Source organism: Alkalihalobacillus sp. MEB130, assembly GCF_032335535.1.
In the GTDB taxonomy this organism is placed as follows: Bacteria; Bacillota; Bacilli; order Bacillales; family Bacillaceae_D; genus Halalkalibacter.
In genome coordinates this window covers 1-14,827 of sequence record NZ_JAOANA010000014.1, presented here as the reverse complement: position 1 = coordinate 14,827, position 14,827 = coordinate 1, and the positions used below count along the sequence as shown (strand labels likewise).

19 protein-coding genes are annotated in these 14,827 nt (G+C 38.3%); 14 read left to right on the top strand and 5 right to left on the bottom strand.

Annotation, left to right across the window (positions count from 1 at the left end; all coding sequences use genetic code 11):
* The first annotated feature begins 177 nt into the window (after positions 1-177).
* Positions 178-408 (top strand): hypothetical protein, encoded by a 231-nt coding sequence (locus N0O92_RS14575; RefSeq protein ID WP_315615391.1) that lies wholly within the window; start codon positions 178-180, stop codon positions 406-408.
* 56 nt (positions 409-464) lie between these two features.
* Here the strand turns inward: N0O92_RS14575 and N0O92_RS14570 are convergent, their stop codons facing one another.
* A complete protein-coding gene (locus tag N0O92_RS14570; RefSeq protein WP_315615390.1) occupies positions 465-605 on the bottom strand; it encodes a sporulation histidine kinase inhibitor Sda in 141 nt (46 codons plus the stop codon).
* Between the two features lie 510 nt (positions 606-1,115).
* Here N0O92_RS14570 and yqeH point away from each other — a divergent pair.
* The 8 genes from yqeH to N0O92_RS14530 are packed head-to-tail and all read left to right on the top strand — an operon-like array spanning position 1,116 to position 6,523.
* Complete coding sequence (yqeH, locus tag N0O92_RS14565; RefSeq protein ID WP_315615389.1) at positions 1,116-2,225, top strand: ribosome biogenesis GTPase YqeH; 1,110 nt, start codon at positions 1,116-1,118, stop codon at positions 2,223-2,225.
* 25 nt (positions 2,226-2,250) lie between these two features.
* Positions 2,251-3,096 carry a shikimate dehydrogenase gene (gene aroE, locus N0O92_RS14560; RefSeq protein ID WP_315615388.1) on the top strand — a complete coding sequence of 282 codons (846 nt, stop codon included), beginning with the start codon at positions 2,251-2,253 and terminating at the stop codon, positions 3,094-3,096.
* Entirely contained in the window at positions 3,090-3,383 is a 294-nt protein-coding gene (gene yhbY / locus N0O92_RS14555) for a ribosome assembly RNA-binding protein YhbY (RefSeq protein ID WP_315615387.1), read from the top strand. The genes aroE and yhbY overlap by 7 nt, the downstream gene beginning before the upstream one ends.
* A 24-nt stretch (positions 3,384-3,407) precedes the next feature.
* Positions 3,408-4,028, top strand: a complete 621-nt coding sequence (locus N0O92_RS14550; protein ID WP_315615386.1) for a nicotinate-nucleotide adenylyltransferase — start codon at positions 3,408-3,410, stop codon at positions 4,026-4,028.
* Positions 3,976-4,545: a bis(5'-nucleosyl)-tetraphosphatase (symmetrical) YqeK gene (gene yqeK, locus N0O92_RS14545; protein ID WP_315615385.1), complete on the top strand. Its 570-nt coding sequence runs from the start codon at positions 3,976-3,978 to the stop codon at positions 4,543-4,545. The genes N0O92_RS14550 and yqeK overlap by 53 nt, the downstream gene beginning before the upstream one ends.
* A gap of 5 nt (positions 4,546-4,550) precedes the next feature.
* Entirely contained in the window at positions 4,551-4,904 is a 354-nt protein-coding gene (gene rsfS / locus N0O92_RS14540) for a ribosome silencing factor (RefSeq protein WP_315615384.1), read from the top strand.
* Positions 4,904-5,758, top strand: a complete 855-nt coding sequence (locus N0O92_RS14535) for a CvfB family protein (RefSeq protein ID WP_315615383.1) — start codon at positions 4,904-4,906, stop codon at positions 5,756-5,758. Before rsfS ends, N0O92_RS14535 begins: the two co-directional genes overlap by 1 nt.
* Positions 5,759-5,779: 21 nt before the next feature.
* On the top strand, positions 5,780-6,523 hold the full coding sequence (locus N0O92_RS14530; RefSeq protein WP_315615382.1) for a class I SAM-dependent DNA methyltransferase: 744 nt from the start codon (positions 5,780-5,782) through the stop codon (positions 6,521-6,523).
* Positions 6,524-6,581: 58 nt separating this feature from the next.
* On the opposite strand, the gene comER is transcribed toward N0O92_RS14530, so the two are convergent.
* A complete protein-coding gene (comER, locus tag N0O92_RS14525; protein WP_315615381.1) occupies positions 6,582-7,406 on the bottom strand; it encodes a late competence protein ComER in 825 nt (274 codons plus the stop codon).
* Positions 7,407-7,487: 81 nt separating this feature from the next.
* Positions 7,488-7,742 carry a DUF2533 family protein gene (locus tag N0O92_RS14520; RefSeq protein WP_315615380.1) on the bottom strand — a complete coding sequence of 85 codons (255 nt, stop codon included), beginning with the start codon at positions 7,740-7,742 and terminating at the stop codon, positions 7,488-7,490.
* Positions 7,743-7,805: 63 nt separating this feature from the next.
* Here N0O92_RS14520 and N0O92_RS14515 point away from each other — a divergent pair, with 63 nt between their 5' ends.
* The 3 genes from N0O92_RS14515 to N0O92_RS14505 all read left to right on the top strand — a co-directional run bounded on the left by N0O92_RS14515 (position 7,806) and on the right by N0O92_RS14505 (position 11,394).
* Positions 7,806-8,417: a helix-hairpin-helix domain-containing protein gene (locus N0O92_RS14515; protein ID WP_315615379.1), complete on the top strand. Its 612-nt coding sequence runs from the start codon at positions 7,806-7,808 to the stop codon at positions 8,415-8,417.
* 71 nt (positions 8,418-8,488) lie between these two features.
* Positions 8,489-9,067: a ComE operon protein 2 gene (locus N0O92_RS14510; protein ID WP_315615378.1), complete on the top strand. Its 579-nt coding sequence runs from the start codon at positions 8,489-8,491 to the stop codon at positions 9,065-9,067.
* Positions 9,064-11,394 (top strand): DNA internalization-related competence protein ComEC/Rec2, encoded by a 2,331-nt coding sequence (locus N0O92_RS14505; protein ID WP_315615377.1) that lies wholly within the window; start codon positions 9,064-9,066, stop codon positions 11,392-11,394. Before N0O92_RS14510 ends, N0O92_RS14505 begins: the two co-directional genes overlap by 4 nt.
* A gap of 80 nt (positions 11,395-11,474) precedes the next feature.
* Here the strand turns inward: N0O92_RS14505 and N0O92_RS14500 are convergent, their stop codons facing one another.
* A complete protein-coding gene (locus N0O92_RS14500) occupies positions 11,475-11,609 on the bottom strand; it encodes a YqzM family protein (protein ID WP_315615376.1) in 135 nt (44 codons plus the stop codon).
* A gap of 397 nt (positions 11,610-12,006) precedes the next feature.
* On the opposite strand from N0O92_RS14500, the gene holA reads away from it, so the two are divergent.
* On the top strand, positions 12,007-13,029 hold the full coding sequence (holA, locus tag N0O92_RS14495; protein ID WP_315615375.1) for a DNA polymerase III subunit delta: 1,023 nt from the start codon (positions 12,007-12,009) through the stop codon (positions 13,027-13,029).
* Between the two features lie 63 nt (positions 13,030-13,092).
* On the opposite strand, the gene rpsT is transcribed toward holA, so the two are convergent.
* Positions 13,093-13,359 carry a 30S ribosomal protein S20 gene (gene rpsT, locus N0O92_RS14490; RefSeq protein ID WP_315615374.1) on the bottom strand — a complete coding sequence of 89 codons (267 nt, stop codon included), beginning with the start codon at positions 13,357-13,359 and terminating at the stop codon, positions 13,093-13,095.
* 218 nt (positions 13,360-13,577) lie between these two features.
* Between rpsT and gpr the strand changes: the two genes are divergently transcribed.
* On the top strand, positions 13,578-14,699 hold the full coding sequence (gene gpr / locus N0O92_RS14485) for a GPR endopeptidase (RefSeq protein ID WP_315615373.1): 1,122 nt from the start codon (positions 13,578-13,580) through the stop codon (positions 14,697-14,699).
* The last annotated feature ends 128 nt before the right edge of the window (positions 14,700-14,827 follow it).

Genomic DNA, 14,827 nt, shown 5'->3' with positions numbered 1-14,827 from the left:
TTTTAGATAGAGTATAAAATCAGGGATCATCAAAAATGATTCACTGAAATTGGAAAAAGTATGTATATTTTTTATAATGCTGCGACACTCTATAGACAAAAGGAAGCCTTATCTTTAAAAAAGGCTAATTTTGCATTCGGGAACGAGCGATCGTTGCCTAAAACAGGAGTGACAGAAATGAACAACAAGCAGAAAGGGTTAGCGGCTGTTAGTATTTTTCTCGTTCTTTTTTCTGGTGGGTGGTATGCGAATGAGTTTAACAAGCGTACGATTCATGAAAAAGGACTAGATGGGCCAAACAATGTCACAATCCAACAACTGCATGATAACGTCGTACCAACAACGTTTCCGTTCCAGCCTAGGGAATACATTCGCATTGGAAATCGAATGCCCGTTCAATCTGAGTAATAAGGTTTGGACAATAAAAGAAGGCAGCTATCCTGTAGGATAGCTGCCTTTTTGCATTATGAAGATAATTTAATTTTGTCGGAAAGAGATCGTTTGGCAATTTCAATTTGAATTAATTCAATAAAATCATGATTGAGGTTTAGTTCAACAGCCTTATAATAAGTTTCAATTAGAAGTTCATCAGAAAGGTTTTGCATGCTTGTCTCCTGTCAAATTTCGACAGGTCCACCTCCTTCGTTTTCGAGTTAGATTTTTTATAGGAATAGAATGGGTTTCTAGTGAATAAAATACTAAGTTGTTTGAATGTGTTTTAATCCTATCATGACTTCCAAAATAGAACAACTGTTCTACTTATCCACATTCGTAGGTGGATAAGTTGTTAATTACCTGTTTATTACCAGGTAAAAACCTTACTCTTATTAGGGGATAACGTGCATAAAGTTATCCACAGGTGTTGAGTGGTGCTTAGATTTGTCGAAATTTTTTTTAAAAAGTTGAAAAAACAAACTGTTTTTCTTTAATAAAGTCGTTTTCTGTCCGTAAGAATTGAAAAAAAAAATAACTAAAGGTATAGTTAAAGTTTGGTACGAGTGGGAGGAAATGCTGAGGTAAGTAGCAGCTGTCATCCGGGATGAACTACTCAAATGTCTCTCATAATAGAAATAAGTGAACAAATATAAAAGGGTAAGGAAAAATAGGAGGCTTTTATGGAAGAAAGAAAACCAATATGTTCAGGTTGTGGTGTTACGATTCAATCTGAGGAGAAAGAGGAGTTAGGATATGCTCCTGCATCTGCATTAAATAGAGATGCGATCATTTGTCAAAGATGTTTTCGCCTAACTCATTATAATGAAGTTCAAGACGTTTCTTTAACGGATGATGATTTTTTAAAGATCCTAAATGGGTTAGGACAGAAGAAAGCATTAATTGTAAAAATTGTCGATATCTTTGATTTTAACGGTAGTTGGTTGCCAGGACTTCACCGATTTGTTGGGGGAAATGAAGTACTTTTAGTAGGAAATAAAGTGGATCTGTTACCAAAGTCTTTAAATCATAACCGCTTAATTAATTGGATGAAAAAGTCTGCTAAGGAATTAGGCCTAAAGCCAATTGATGTTCTGTTAATGAGTGCAGCAAAAGGGATTGGGATTGAACATGTAGCCGCTGAAATAGATCGGTTGCGAAATGGTCGTGATGTTTATATTGTTGGGTGTACAAATGTTGGAAAATCAACTTTTATTAACCAAATGATTAAAACATTTGGTGGAGATACAGAACAATTAATTACCACATCCCACTTTCCGGGTACAACATTAGATATGATCGATATTCCTCTTGATGACGGACAAGCATTATTCGACACTCCAGGGATAATTAATCATCACCAAATGGCTCATCATATAGATAAACAAGAATTAAAGATTATTACTCCTAAAAAAGAAATCAAACCTATGGTGTTTCAGCTTAATGAGGGACAAACATTATTCTTTGGTGGGTTAGGACGGTTTGACTTTGTATCAGGAGAGCGAACGTCGTTTACTTGTTATTTCTCAAATGAATTGCATATTCATCGGACCAAACGTGAAAAGGCAGATGAGCTGTATGAGAACCATCTAGGAGAGCTCTTAACTCCTCCGAATAAAGATGGTAAGGATTCACTCCCTCCACTTGTGAAGCATACGTTTCATATTAAAGAGAAAAAAGTGGATATCGTCTTTTCAGGGCTAGGATGGGTCACGGTTAACGGAACAAATATCCAAGTTGAGGGGTACGCTCCAAAAGGAGTTAATGTGACCATTAGAGAATCTATCATTTAGATCATAAATGTTAGGGGGAGAGGACATGGGGAAAGTTTTTGGTTTGTTAGGGCATCCTGTTGGACATTCAATGAGTCCGCAAATTCATAACGATGCATTTAATAAGGAAGGAATTGAAGCAGTTTATCATGCTTTTGATGTAAAACCTGAACTTGTGAGAGAAGCTATTTCAGGATTGAGAGCCTTGCAAATAGCCGGATGCAATGTGACAGTACCTCACAAACTCGCGGTGATGGAATTTCTTGATGAGATTGATGAGGAAGCAAGACTTATCGGGGCCGTTAACACGATTGTAAATCAAGATGGGAAACTAATCGGTTATAACACAGACGGACGGGGATATGTCCAATCTTTACTTGAAGAAATGAATAGTGATATTAAAGACAAACGCATTTTGATTATTGGTGCTGGTGGGGCAGCTAGAGGAGTGCTTACTGCCTTATTACAACATGGAATTGCCCATGTTGCTATTACAAATCGTACTCTCGAGAAGGCAAATTCGTTCCTTGCTTTAGCCAACAATTTCAGTATATCAGCTGAAGCTATTGATCGAATTGACGCTGAAGAGCGCCTTCATGAATTCGATGTTGTCATTAATACAACGTCTGTTGGTATGAGCCCGCATATTCATGAAACACCGTTATCCTTAACAAAGTTAAGGAAAGAAAGTGTCGTTAGTGACTTAATTTATAATCCTCTTGAAACTACATTTCTAAAAGAAGCCAAAAGCCAAGGGGCACTAATCATAAATGGTGTTGGAATGTTTGTTAATCAAGCGGCTTTATCGTTTGAATACTGGACGGGAAAAAAGCCGGACCGGGAACAAATGAAGAAAATAGTCTTACAACAATTAGGAGGAACAACATGTTAACAGGTAAACAAAAAAGATTTCTACGTTCAAAAGCTCATCATTTAAATCCAATTTTCCAAGTGGGAAAAGGTGGAGTGAATGATAATATGAGCAAACAAATAGAAGAAGCACTTGAAGCGAGAGAACTTCTAAAAATAAGCATCTTGCAAAATTGTGACGAGGATAAAGATGATGTGGTTGCAAAATTGGTTTCACAGACAAAAGCGGAATTAGTTCAAGTCATCGGAAACACGATTGTATTGTACAAGGAATCCAAAGAAAATAAGGAATTGGTCCTCCCTTCTTAATTCGAGAGTAGGAGAGTGAAAAAAATGAAAAAAGTAGGATTGTTTGGAGGAACATTTAATCCTCCTCATCTTGGTCATTTATTATTTGCTCAAGAAGTGTTGATCTCCTTTGAGTTAGATGAAATTTGGTTCATCCCTGTAAATGTTCCTCCGCATAAAGAAAGTGACGATCTTGCTTCAAATCAGGATCGTGTTGATATGCTTGTTGGTGCGACGCGAGACAATGACCATTTTCATGTAAATACGATTGAGTTAGAAAGAGAAGGACCGTCCTACACGATTGATACGATGAAACAGTTAAAACAATTGTATCCAGACGATACGTTTTATTTCTTAATCGGTGGAGATATGATCGAGTATTTGCCAAAATGGACGAAAATTAAAGAGTTGATGGAACTCGTTACATTTATCGGTGTCAAGCGCCCAGGATCTACGGTTCAACCAAACGAATATTCAAATCAAGTCCTTCTATTGGAAATGCCTCAAATTGATATATCTTCAACAGATATTAGGCATAGGGTTCAAAGCGGGAAACCGATTACGTATATGGTCCCTGATAGAGTGGAAGCCTTGGTGAAGGAGAGATTATTATATGAACCGAGAACAAGCATTGGCAATCGTAAAACTACAGCTTACAGACCATAGGTATCAACATACTTTGGGAGTGGTTGATACAGCCATAGAGTTAGCCAAACGATTCGGAGCTGATGAGGAAAAGGCGGAAATCGCCGCTATTTTCCATGACTATGCAAAGTTTCGTGATAAGGAAGAAATGAAAAGGATTGTTCAGGAGAAACTAACGGAAAAGTCATTTTTGGATTATGGTGACGAACTTTTGCATGCGCCGTGTGGAGCGTACTTGGTTCAACATGAGGTGGGAATTGACGATCAAGAGCTGTTAAATGCCATCTATTATCATACAACAGGAAGACCTGAAATGACCGTTTTAGAAAAAGTCGTTTTTTTAGCTGATTATATTGAACCTGGTCGACAGTTTAAAGGCGTGGAGGAGGTTCGGGTGCTTGCGCAAACGAACTTAGATGATGCTATATTGCAAACACTTGAAAACACAATTTTCTTCCTAATGAAAAGGCGTCAACGTGTTTTTCCAGATACATTAGCTACGTTCAATCAATTAGTTAAACAAAAAAAGGAGAAGTGATGTCCGTGAATGAAACGTCAACTTTATCACTTGCTGTAAAAGCAGTCGATGATAAAAGAGCAGAAAATATTGTTGCCTTAAATATGAAAGGTGTATCTTTAATTGCCGATTATTTTGTCATTTGTCACGGTAATTCTGACAAACAAGTGCAAGCTATTGCCTATGAATTAAAAAAAGTCGTTCAGGAACAAGGGATTGAAATTAAGCGATTAGAAGGATTTGACCAAGCAAGATGGGTGTTAATTGATTTAGGTGATGTAGTGGTTCATGTGTTTCATAAAGATGAGCGAGTGTATTACAATTTAGAGAAATTATGGGGAGATGCCCCAATAGTTGAATTAGAAGGAGTTTTGGGCTAATGAGTTTAAAGCCTGGATTCACCGTTTCGTTAGAGGTTGTTCGTACGGCTAACTTTGGTTTTTTTCTAAGTGATGGTCAGACCGACATTTTGCTTCATGAACGTGAAGCGACAAGGGAGATAAAAGTTGGAGATCGAGTAGACGTATTCTTGTATCATGACCATCAAGGTAGGTTAGCTGCCACGATGGAACAACCATATTTACAAGTAGGAGAAGTGGCTTGGTTAGAAGCTGTAGAAGTAAAAACAGGTCATGGGGTATTCTTTCATAATGGCATTTCAAGGGACCTCTTTTTATCAATGGACGAGCTTCCATATGATCGAGAGATGTGGCCGCGTCCAGGAGATAAATTGCCTTTGTCATTAACTTGGGACAAAAGAGGTCGTTTAATGGCTAAGCTTGTAAAAGGCGAACCTGTTGAAAAAACATCGATTCAAGCTCCAAAAGAAATGATGAATAAAGAAGTAACTGGATATGTGTATCATTTTCTTGATGAGGGAGCTTTGTTATTAACAGATGAAGGGTACATTGCATTTCTTCATAATGATGAAATGCAAAGAACCCCTAGATACGGGGAGCATCTTCAAGTACGAGTACAATTTGTAAGGGACGATGGACGGATTAATGTAACGATGAATCCACTTCGATCTGAACAACAAGAAGAAGATGCAGATCGTATTTACTCCTTTTTACTAGAACGTGGGGGCTCGATGCCTTACTGGGATAAAACACCGCCAGAAGACATTGAACTTAGGTTTTCGATCAGTAAAGCTAAATTTAAGCGAGCTTTAGGTAAATTAATGAAAGAAAACAAAATTGAACAGCGAGATGGTTGGACGCATGTTAAGAAGTAAAGTTAGGAGCATTTGAGCGATATGAACTATCAAGCTTTTGCTACATTATATGACACGTTAATGGCAGATGCCCCTTATGGGGAATGGATTCATTTTTTGAACAAACAATTAAACGTCACGAACTTAGAAGGGCAAAGGATTCTAGACGTTGGCTGTGGGACAGGAGAGCTCTTGGTCAGGTTAAAGCAGCAAGGTGCTGATGTTACGGGGGTTGATTTGTCAGCTGAAATGCTCACGATTGCTAAAGAAAAATGTGAGCAATATGGCTTCTCTCCCCTCTTAATTCAGCAATCAATGACGGATTTAGAAGACCTCGGTCAGTTTGACGTTGTCACATTGTTTTGTGATTCCCTTAACTATTTGGAGACAGAACAAGATGTGGTGAAAACTTTTGAGTGTATTAATAAGCTTTTGAAAAAAGGGGGCTATCTTTTATTTGATGTTCATTCTGTTTCAAAAATTGAAAATGGATTTATAGGACAGACATTTGCTGAAGATGCAGGTGAGGTTGCCTATATATGGACATCATTTGAAGGAGTGGCTCCTCATAGTGTCGAACATGAATTAACTTTTTTTGTACAAAATGAATCTCATCATTATGAGAAGAAGTTCGAATTACATAAGCAGAGAACGTTCCCAGTCGAACAGTATAAAAAGTGGTTGCAGAAAGGTTATGATGACATTACCGTTCAAGCGGATTTCACGTCTTTTGCACCGACAGCAGAAAGTGAACGAATATTTTTTAGCTGTAGAAAAAAAGACTAGAGGAATTTTAAAATGTATCGCGAATAAAAATAAAGGAAGAGCTAGGCTCTTCCTTTATTTAGTCTTTTGAGAATGCTTCTGAAATTAATTCTTGATCTTCGTAATATTTAGCATGAGTTTGCTGAAATAGGTGATCGAACATAGGTCCGATTTCGGCTTCTAACACTTTAATGCCTTCCCCTGTAATACCCCCAGGAACACACACTCGTTTTTGTAAAGTGGGTAAAGTAAAATGGCCTTTCTCAAGTAACTTCCCCATACCTATCATCATGTTTGTAGCTAAGGTAGTTGCATCTTCTTGAGTAATCTCTGTTTGTCTCACAGCGCCATCAATAAATTGTTGCATAATATAACTGAAAAAGGCTGGACCGCAACTCACAATATCTGAAGATACCCGCGTAATATTCTCATCAATTTCCAACGGTTCAGATATCGATGATAGTAAATGGGTCACAAGTTGACGATCTTCAGCTTGGCATCGTTTGCCAAAACTTAAGAGAGAAGGTCCAGTTAAGGCTCTATTTAAAATACTAGGAATTGCACGAGCTACTCTGCAACGAACCATTTCCTCTAGCTGTTCAACTGAGATTGGACTTGTGATAGAAATTAATAACTTGTCATCACTACAAACGTGAGCAATCTCCTGTAAAATGGTAGGCATTTGTAACGGTTTTGTGCATAAGAAAATGACATCTGATTGTTTCACGGTCGCTACCGCATCAGAGGCAATTCTGATGTCTTGGAAGCGTTCCTTCAATGCCTCCGCTTTTTCCCTATTGCGATTCGTTACGACAAATTGGTGCGGAGAAATGGCACCGGATTCTATGAATGATTCAAGTAAAATCGTCCCCATACTACCTGTTCCGATTACTCCAATTTTCAAGATAGCCCCTCCTTCAACAATCTTACCTACGATTATCGTTATGACTAAACGTATGAAGGGCAAGGCAATGTTATGCTTGAATTATTTATTGTTTAGTAAATTTACGACCATTTCGGGCGTGACAAGCTTGCGTGGCGGAAATTGAAACTGCATCGCAATTTGATTCATAGTTTGAGTTATTTGATTAATTTCAGTCGTTTCAACAGGTTTTCCTGCCTTTGCGTTCTCGAAAACAGCATCAATGGCTCTCTCTCTTTGAGCGTCTAAAGCGAGAAATTGTTTTTGTGCTTCACGATGTTTTTTTACTTGTTCTGCAATTTGTAAATGTACAGCCATGGTAATTGTCTCCTTCCAATTCTTGTTGTATAGCATTGCCAAAAAAAATCATGAGGTGATGAAATGATAAAAAAGATGTTAGAGCGAAAACAAATCCTCTCTACTGCGGCAATCTTACTATTAGTCAGTGTAGTATTGTTTCTGCTTTTTAGCAATCCTAAAGAAGAAGAAGTTACATTTAATTGGACAGATTATCAACAAGACATGGGGCAAGAGGCAAATAAACAAGAATTGCACGTTAGTGAGATGTATGTAACCGTAGATGTAAAAGGGTCCATTCAGAATCCTGGTGTTTATGAATTAAGGGCGGGAGAGAGAATTCATGACGTTATAAAAAAAGCAGGTGGGTTCTTACCAGATGCTGATGAACGAAAGTTAAATTTAGCTCAGTTGTTACATGATGAAATGATGATATATGTGCCGAAAATGGGAGAAGAAGAAGCGATTTCTGAAAATATGACTAGTCCGGGAGAAGCTGAAGGGAAAATTAGAATTAATCACGCAGATGCAAGCACCCTTGAGCAACTTCCGGGGATTGGTCCTGCAAAGGCGGCAGCCATAGTAGCTCATCGAGAAGAACACGGTCCATTCAAAACAGAAGCCGACTTATTGCAAGTATCAGGAATTGGTCCAAAGTCTGTTGAGAACCTGAAAGAGCATCTAACATTTCATTAAATGACTTATGATTGACGTACTAGTTCGTTTTTTCTAAACTAGCAATATGAATGTAGAGGAGGATTTCAAAAGTGCAAAGGATTTCGTGGGATCAGTATTTTATGGCTCAAAGTCATTTATTAGCGTTAAGAAGTACATGTACACGACTTATGGTTGGTGCAACCATTGTAAGAGAAAAGAGAATCATTGCAGGTGGCTACAACGGCTCTGTCACTGGTGGGGCCCATTGCATTGATGATGGCTGTTATGTTGTTGATAACCATTGTATCAGAACGATACACGCCGAAGTGAATGCTCTTCTCCAATGTGCCAAATTTGGTGTGCCAACAGAAGGATCTGAAATATACGTAACACATTTTCCTTGTGTCCATTGCTCGAAAGCAATCATTCAAGCAGGGGTTAGAAGTGTTTACTATGCAAAAGATTACAAAAATCATCCTTATGCAAAAGAGATGTTTCGTGAAGCTGGGATTGAAGTCGTACAAGTAGAATTAGACGAAATGAGTTTGGACCAACAACACCTTGAAAAAATGAAATTTACTGCTGAACTTTTAGATAAATTGGACAAGGCAGGTGTAGAAGAAGAAGAACTTCGTCAGTTACGTGATGAAGCAAATACGTTGTTTACACAGAATATCCTAAGGGGGTGAGATCCATCTTTCCCCTCTTTACCATTCTCCCAGCTGCAGCCACTTTAGGTCTTCTCTTGGCTTTAAAAGGAGCAGATCCCCCGTATTTAATTGTTTTAACCATATGCCTTACTGTTTTCTTCTATCAACGAATGGCTTTTAAAATGAAGATTCTTCTTTTCACCATACCTTTTCTTCTATATTATTTTGTCGGTTTATCTGCACTCGATCAGCAAAAATCTGTTTACACTTCAGGGGAACAGACGGTAATTGGAACGATTCACACTAATCCGATTGTAGATGGAGATTCTTTGTCGATGCGTGTGAAAAGTGACAAAAATGAAGTGATTCAAATTCAATTGTTTTTGTCCAATGAACAAGAACAACATCAAATGAAAAGGTTGATGATTGGAGATGTATGCAAAATAAATGGTACCTTTACCTCGCCTTCTCCGGCGACTAATTTTCATCAGTTTAATTATCGTCAATATTTATATGAGCAACAAATATTTTGGATTGTAAGACCGAACATAGGTGGAATTCAATGTTATGAAAGTGAGAACCAGAGTAACTTTATAAAGCTTCAGAAATGGAGGGATAAGCAGCTAAACCGCATGGAGCTAGATATTAATCCTGAACTTCACGGCATCATGAGTGCATTGGTTTTTGGAGAGAGGGGATTGATGGAAGGAGATGTTCTATATGCTTACCAAAAACTAGGTATCATCCATTTGCTTGCTGTATCTGGTTTACATGTTGGGATGATTGTGACAGCTCTTTTTTATTGCCTCATTCGAATAGGGATGACCCGGGAACGAACAATGGAGTTGTTGCTCATCTTTCTTCCCATATATATTATAGTAGCTGGGGCCGCTCCTTCTGTTGTAAGAGCATCCCTTATGGCTATCATTGTTTTACTTTTTTTGCGATTGAAGTTGAAAATTCCACCACTTTTAGGGATTGTTATTGTTTATTTAGGGTATCTCCTTGTGAAACCTTACATTATTTTTCAATTAGGATTTCAACTCTCCTTCTTAGTTTCCTTTGGATTAATTGTATCTGCTCCAACGTTGCAGGCGCGTTACAATCAAGTCCACTTACAGTTACTATTTGTAACCATTTTGTCACAATTCCTCTCTTTTCCCATTTTGCTTCATTATATGTTTGAATTTTCCGTTATAAGTATTCCTTTAAATTTAGTATATATTCCGTTCATCTCCTTTTGTGTTCTCCCGCTAACTTTTCTAGCTTTTCTAGCTTCTTTTATCCTACCAGCTACTTACAATGTTCCCCTTATTTTCTTAGAAAAAATGGTTCCGTCTATCCACGACATTCTAATTTTGATTTCAGAACAAAAGTGGTCTACGTTCATTACTGGACGGCCGTCTAGTATTATAATGATCTTCCTTTATGTGGGTGTCGTATTTGCTTTACTAAAGTGGGAGAAAGGAGGGGCGCTGTGGTGGAGACAACCAGCTATTGTTCTTGGAATTGTAATGATCGTTCATTTAGGAGCTCCTTACATAGATTCAAGAGCGAAAATAACGATGATTGATGTAGGTCAAGGAGATAGCTTCTTACTCGAGCTTCCATACCGAAGAGCAGTCTACCTTATTGATACTGGGGGAACGGTTTCCTTCTTTCAGGATGAAGCGTGGAGGCAGCGAAGAAGGTCATTTGAAGTAGGGGCCAATATCGTGGCTCCAGCATTGAAAGCTCGTGGAATTCGAACGATTGATTCATTACTATTAAGTCATGGTCATCTTGATCATATTGGAGGAGCAGAAGCATTAGTGGATGCATTTACAATTAGAGAAGTACTGTATAGCAAAGGACCTGTTGAGAACGCTGTTGAACATGACCTATTACATGCACTCGCAAAAAAGGGTGCAAACATACAGTTTGTCAGCGAAGGGGTGAATTGGAAAGAAGGAGGAGCGCAATTTATTGTCTTATCTCCTGTTGGAGATGAAATGAACCTTAATGCGCGCTCCATTGTGCTTCACGTAATAGTAGAAGGGATTTCGTTTCTTTTTACTGGGGACTTAGAAGAAGAGGGAGAGAGGAGATTAATTCAAACGTACCCAGGCTTGCAAGTAGATATTTTGAAAGCTGGTCATCACGGAAGTCGGACATCGACGACCGAACAGTTTTTAGAACAATTGCAACCAAAAGCTATTTTTATTTCGGCTGGGCGTAACAATCGATTTGGTCATCCACACCCAGATGTTATGAATAGATTAGAGGAACGAAACGTAGTAATTTGGCGAACTGATCAACACGGCTCCGTTCAATTGTTATTGCGAAACGGTCAAATTGAAGCCAGTAGTATGATTCAAGAGAAATAAAAGTGCATCTTACTATCAATGGATTGGGAGAACATGCAAAAGAGGGAGTCGATAAGGACTCCCTCTTTCATCTGTTAGATTTACATACCACTAAATACATCTACAATTGTAGCGATAATGAATAGGGTTGCAAAGAAACCAAAAGGAACGATAAACCCAACAGCAGAGTCAATTGCGTCATTACGTTTACATTGTACTTCTTTTTCGAAATGCATCTGTCATTCCTCCTTATTCAATTCAAGTATACGGGATGGGCTGAGAAAATGCTAGGTCGTTTCATCAGCTATTTCTTAAAAACGAGTTTGTTCAAAAAATTGTAAAAAACTTTAGAAATAGATTGGTTTGTCTGTAAAGAGTTGTCACCTATAGTTTCGGATTGCATAGGATATGATAAATAGTGCAAGGCGGTCATGGTTATCGTTGTAATTGAGAGGTCCCGGGTTCTTAGTTACAGCGTTTATCATAAATGGGGGTCTAGCATTTACGGGGCTAGACCCCTTTCTCATTTTTCTTGTCATCTGTGCAATCATTGTCTATCCTAAAGGGAGGACAAGCGTAAGACAACCATGAGTATTCCCAGCAATGTATGGAAATAAGCAAGAAAAATGAGGAATGATTATGTCATATTTAAAAACAAAAAAAGAATTACAAAGTGGCACGGTAAGATCAGTATATTTTATGTATGGGACTCAATCATTTCTGATGGAGGACCTAATGTTTCATTTAATCCAACAAGTTGTTGGTTCGCAAGATGATCCTAATGTCATTACCTATAGCCTACAAGACACGCTCCTAGATATCGCTGTAGAAGAAGCAGAAACCTTTCCTTTTTTTGGTGGGAAAAAGGTCGTTGTGATCAAAGACTTTTCGCTTGTGTCAAGTCAGAAACAAGAGAGCAAGTTAGAACATGATTTAGAACGTTTAATGCAATACATAGAAAATCCTTCACCAGAAGCCATATTGGTTTTGTTGGCTCCTTACGAAAAACTAGATGAACGAAAAAAAATAACGAAATCATTAAAACAAAAAGCATCAGTCGTTGAATGTTTTCCTTTTGATGATCGGATGTTGTCTGAATGGCTAGATGATCAAGCTTCAACCAAACAATTTACTTTTACTCAAGACGGGAAAGACCATTTGCTAGGTCGTGTGGGACCGCAACTTTTATTATTGGCATCAGAAATGGAAAAACTGTCTTTATATGTAGGAGAAGGCGGGACAGTAACGGGTGATGTCGTTGATTTACTTGTTGCCAGATCATTAGAACAAGATGTGTTTGCTCTTATTGAGTTTGCGGTTAAGCGACGGTTGGACGAGGCGTTATCAATTTACCATGATTTATTAAAACAAAAAGAAGAACCATTAAAACTTTTATCATTAATTGCAAGGCAGTTACGAATTTATTATCAAGTAAAAGAGTTAAGTAGAAGAAGTTATTCTCAAAAGCAAATTGCGGCTCAATTGAAGTTGCATCCATATGTCGTAAAGTTGGCGAGTCAACAAATGAATAAATTTGATGATAAACATCTTCTTCAATTACTTGAAGCAGCAGCTGATACGGACTATGCGATTAAATCAGGGAAAATGGAGAAAGTGTTAGCAGTGGAGCTATTGTTAATAAAGTTAGCCAGTTGAGAATCCAAGTAAGAATGAAAAAGACAAAAAAACACACGAACAAAAATTCGTGTGTTTTTTACATTATGCAGAAAGTCCGTTAAGCTTCTTCGCAAGACGAGACTTTTGACGAGATGCTGCATTTTTATGAATAAGACCTTTGTTTGCTGCTTTATCAAGCTTTTTCGTAGCTTCAGTGAAAGCGGCTTGAGCTACTTCAACATCACCAGCTTCTACTTTTGCTTCGAAGTTTTTGATTGCAGTACGTAGAGCAGATTTAACAGAAATGTTTTGAGCACGACGCTTGTCAGCAGTTTTCACACGTTTAATCGCAGATTTAATATTTGGCATATCATTCACCTCCTAATACATGTTGTTCAGGTTTGATCCCAGTCCATCTATTATGAACGGTTTCGCTTCTTTTTTAAGTACGTTGACACGTTTCGCATCATTCATACAACAAATTGCATTTTATCAAAAACTAAGCATGATTGCAATAGAAGAATGAAAACCAATTGGACCGGAAACACTACTTTCACGAGAGAGTCTATACTAGGAGTGTGGTCCAAATGAGTGATGAATTAAATCTTGACCAATATCAAGTACGTACAGATCTAGCAGTTGAAGCTCATCAAATGGTGTTAGAACAAGAAGAGAAAGCGGGTAAGGGAGCATCCCCTAAAAATGTAAATGGAGTCAAAATAGACGAAGAAGTCGTAGATGATGTCACGATAACTAGAGTCGTAATTGATGAAGTAGGAGCCAAAAGATTAGGAAAGAAAGCTGGCAATTATTTAACGTTTGAAGCTTTAGGAATTCGTAAAAAAGATACGGAATTGCAAGAGAAGATGGAACGTGTTTTTGCCAATTCGTTTTCTGCCTTTTTAAAGGATATCGGCATTAAAGAAACTGACTCGTGTCTAGTTGTAGGGTTGGGGAACTGGAATGTAACTCCTGATGCTTTAGGACCAATTGCTGTAGAGAATTTACTTGTGACGAGCCATTTATTTAAATTAGCTCCAGAACAAGTACAAGAGGGATTCCGTTCAGTGAGTGCCCTAACACCAGGGGTGATGGGGTTAACGGGAATTGAAACAAGTGATGTCATTTATGGGGTAATTGAAAAAACAAAACCAGACTTTGTTATTGCGATCGATGCGTTAGCTTCCCGCTCAATTGAACGAGTAAATGCAACCATTCAAATTTCGGATACAGGAATTCATCCTGGAAGTGGTGTTGGTAATAAACGAAAAGAACTTAGCAAAGAGGCGTTAGGTATTCCTGTTATTGCGGTCGGAATTCCAACAGTTGTTGATGCTGTATCAATCACGAGTGATACCATTGATTATGTGTTGAAGCATTTTGGGAGAGAGATGAAAGAAGGAAAATCGCCGTCCCGCTCATTAGCACCAGCAGGGATGACATTCGGTGAGAAGCGTAAACTGACAGATGAAGACTTACCGACCGAAGAAAAACGTGAAACGATTCTGGGGATGGTAGGAAACTTGCCTGAAAATGAAAAGCGCCAACTAATTCAAGAAGTCCTATCACCATTAGGTCACAACTTAATGGTAACACCAAAAGAAGTTGACGTATTTATTGATGATATGGCCAATGTCATCGCAGCAGGCTTAAACGCAGCCTTACACGAACGAATAAACCAAGAAAACGTTGGAGCCTATACACACTAGAGAGTAAAAGAAAAAAGGGTGATCTTCCCTTTTTTCTTTTACTCGAAGCGATGAGCGGAGCCGCCGTAATGATCTTAAGCCATGTAGGAGTGGGTTTCTCCTACATGGCGCACGGCGAGAGAAGCCAT

Bases quoted from the DNA above. Each gene is read 5' to 3' on its own strand.
- N0O92_RS14575 (WP_315615391.1), top strand. From the start codon at position 178: ATGAACAACAAGCAGAAAGGGTTAGCGGCTGTTAGTATTTTTCTCGTT.
- N0O92_RS14570 (WP_315615390.1), bottom strand. From the start codon at position 605: ATGCAAAACCTTTCTGATGAACTTCTAATTGAAACTTATTATAAGGCT.
- yqeH (WP_315615389.1), top strand. From the start codon at position 1,116: ATGGAAGAAAGAAAACCAATATGTTCAGGTTGTGGTGTTACGATTCAA.
- aroE (WP_315615388.1), top strand. From the start codon at position 2,251: ATGGGGAAAGTTTTTGGTTTGTTAGGGCATCCTGTTGGACATTCAATG.
- yhbY (WP_315615387.1), top strand. From the start codon at position 3,090: ATGTTAACAGGTAAACAAAAAAGATTTCTACGTTCAAAAGCTCATCAT.
- N0O92_RS14550 (WP_315615386.1), top strand. From the start codon at position 3,408: ATGAAAAAAGTAGGATTGTTTGGAGGAACATTTAATCCTCCTCATCTT.
- yqeK (WP_315615385.1), top strand. From the start codon at position 3,976: ATGAACCGAGAACAAGCATTGGCAATCGTAAAACTACAGCTTACAGAC.
- N0O92_RS14535 (WP_315615383.1), top strand. From the start codon at position 4,904: ATGAGTTTAAAGCCTGGATTCACCGTTTCGTTAGAGGTTGTTCGTACG.
- N0O92_RS14530 (WP_315615382.1), top strand. From the start codon at position 5,780: ATGAACTATCAAGCTTTTGCTACATTATATGACACGTTAATGGCAGAT.
- N0O92_RS14520 (WP_315615380.1), bottom strand. From the start codon at position 7,742: ATGGCTGTACATTTACAAATTGCAGAACAAGTAAAAAAACATCGTGAA.
- N0O92_RS14515 (WP_315615379.1), top strand. From the start codon at position 7,806: ATGATAAAAAAGATGTTAGAGCGAAAACAAATCCTCTCTACTGCGGCA.
- N0O92_RS14500 (WP_315615376.1), bottom strand. From the start codon at position 11,609: ATGCATTTCGAAAAAGAAGTACAATGTAAACGTAATGACGCAATTGAC.
- holA (WP_315615375.1), top strand. From the start codon at position 12,007: ATGATTATGTCATATTTAAAAACAAAAAAAGAATTACAAAGTGGCACG.
- rpsT (WP_315615374.1), bottom strand. From the start codon at position 13,359: ATGCCAAATATTAAATCTGCGATTAAACGTGTGAAAACTGCTGACAAG.
- gpr (WP_315615373.1), top strand. From the start codon at position 13,578: ATGAGTGATGAATTAAATCTTGACCAATATCAAGTACGTACAGATCTA.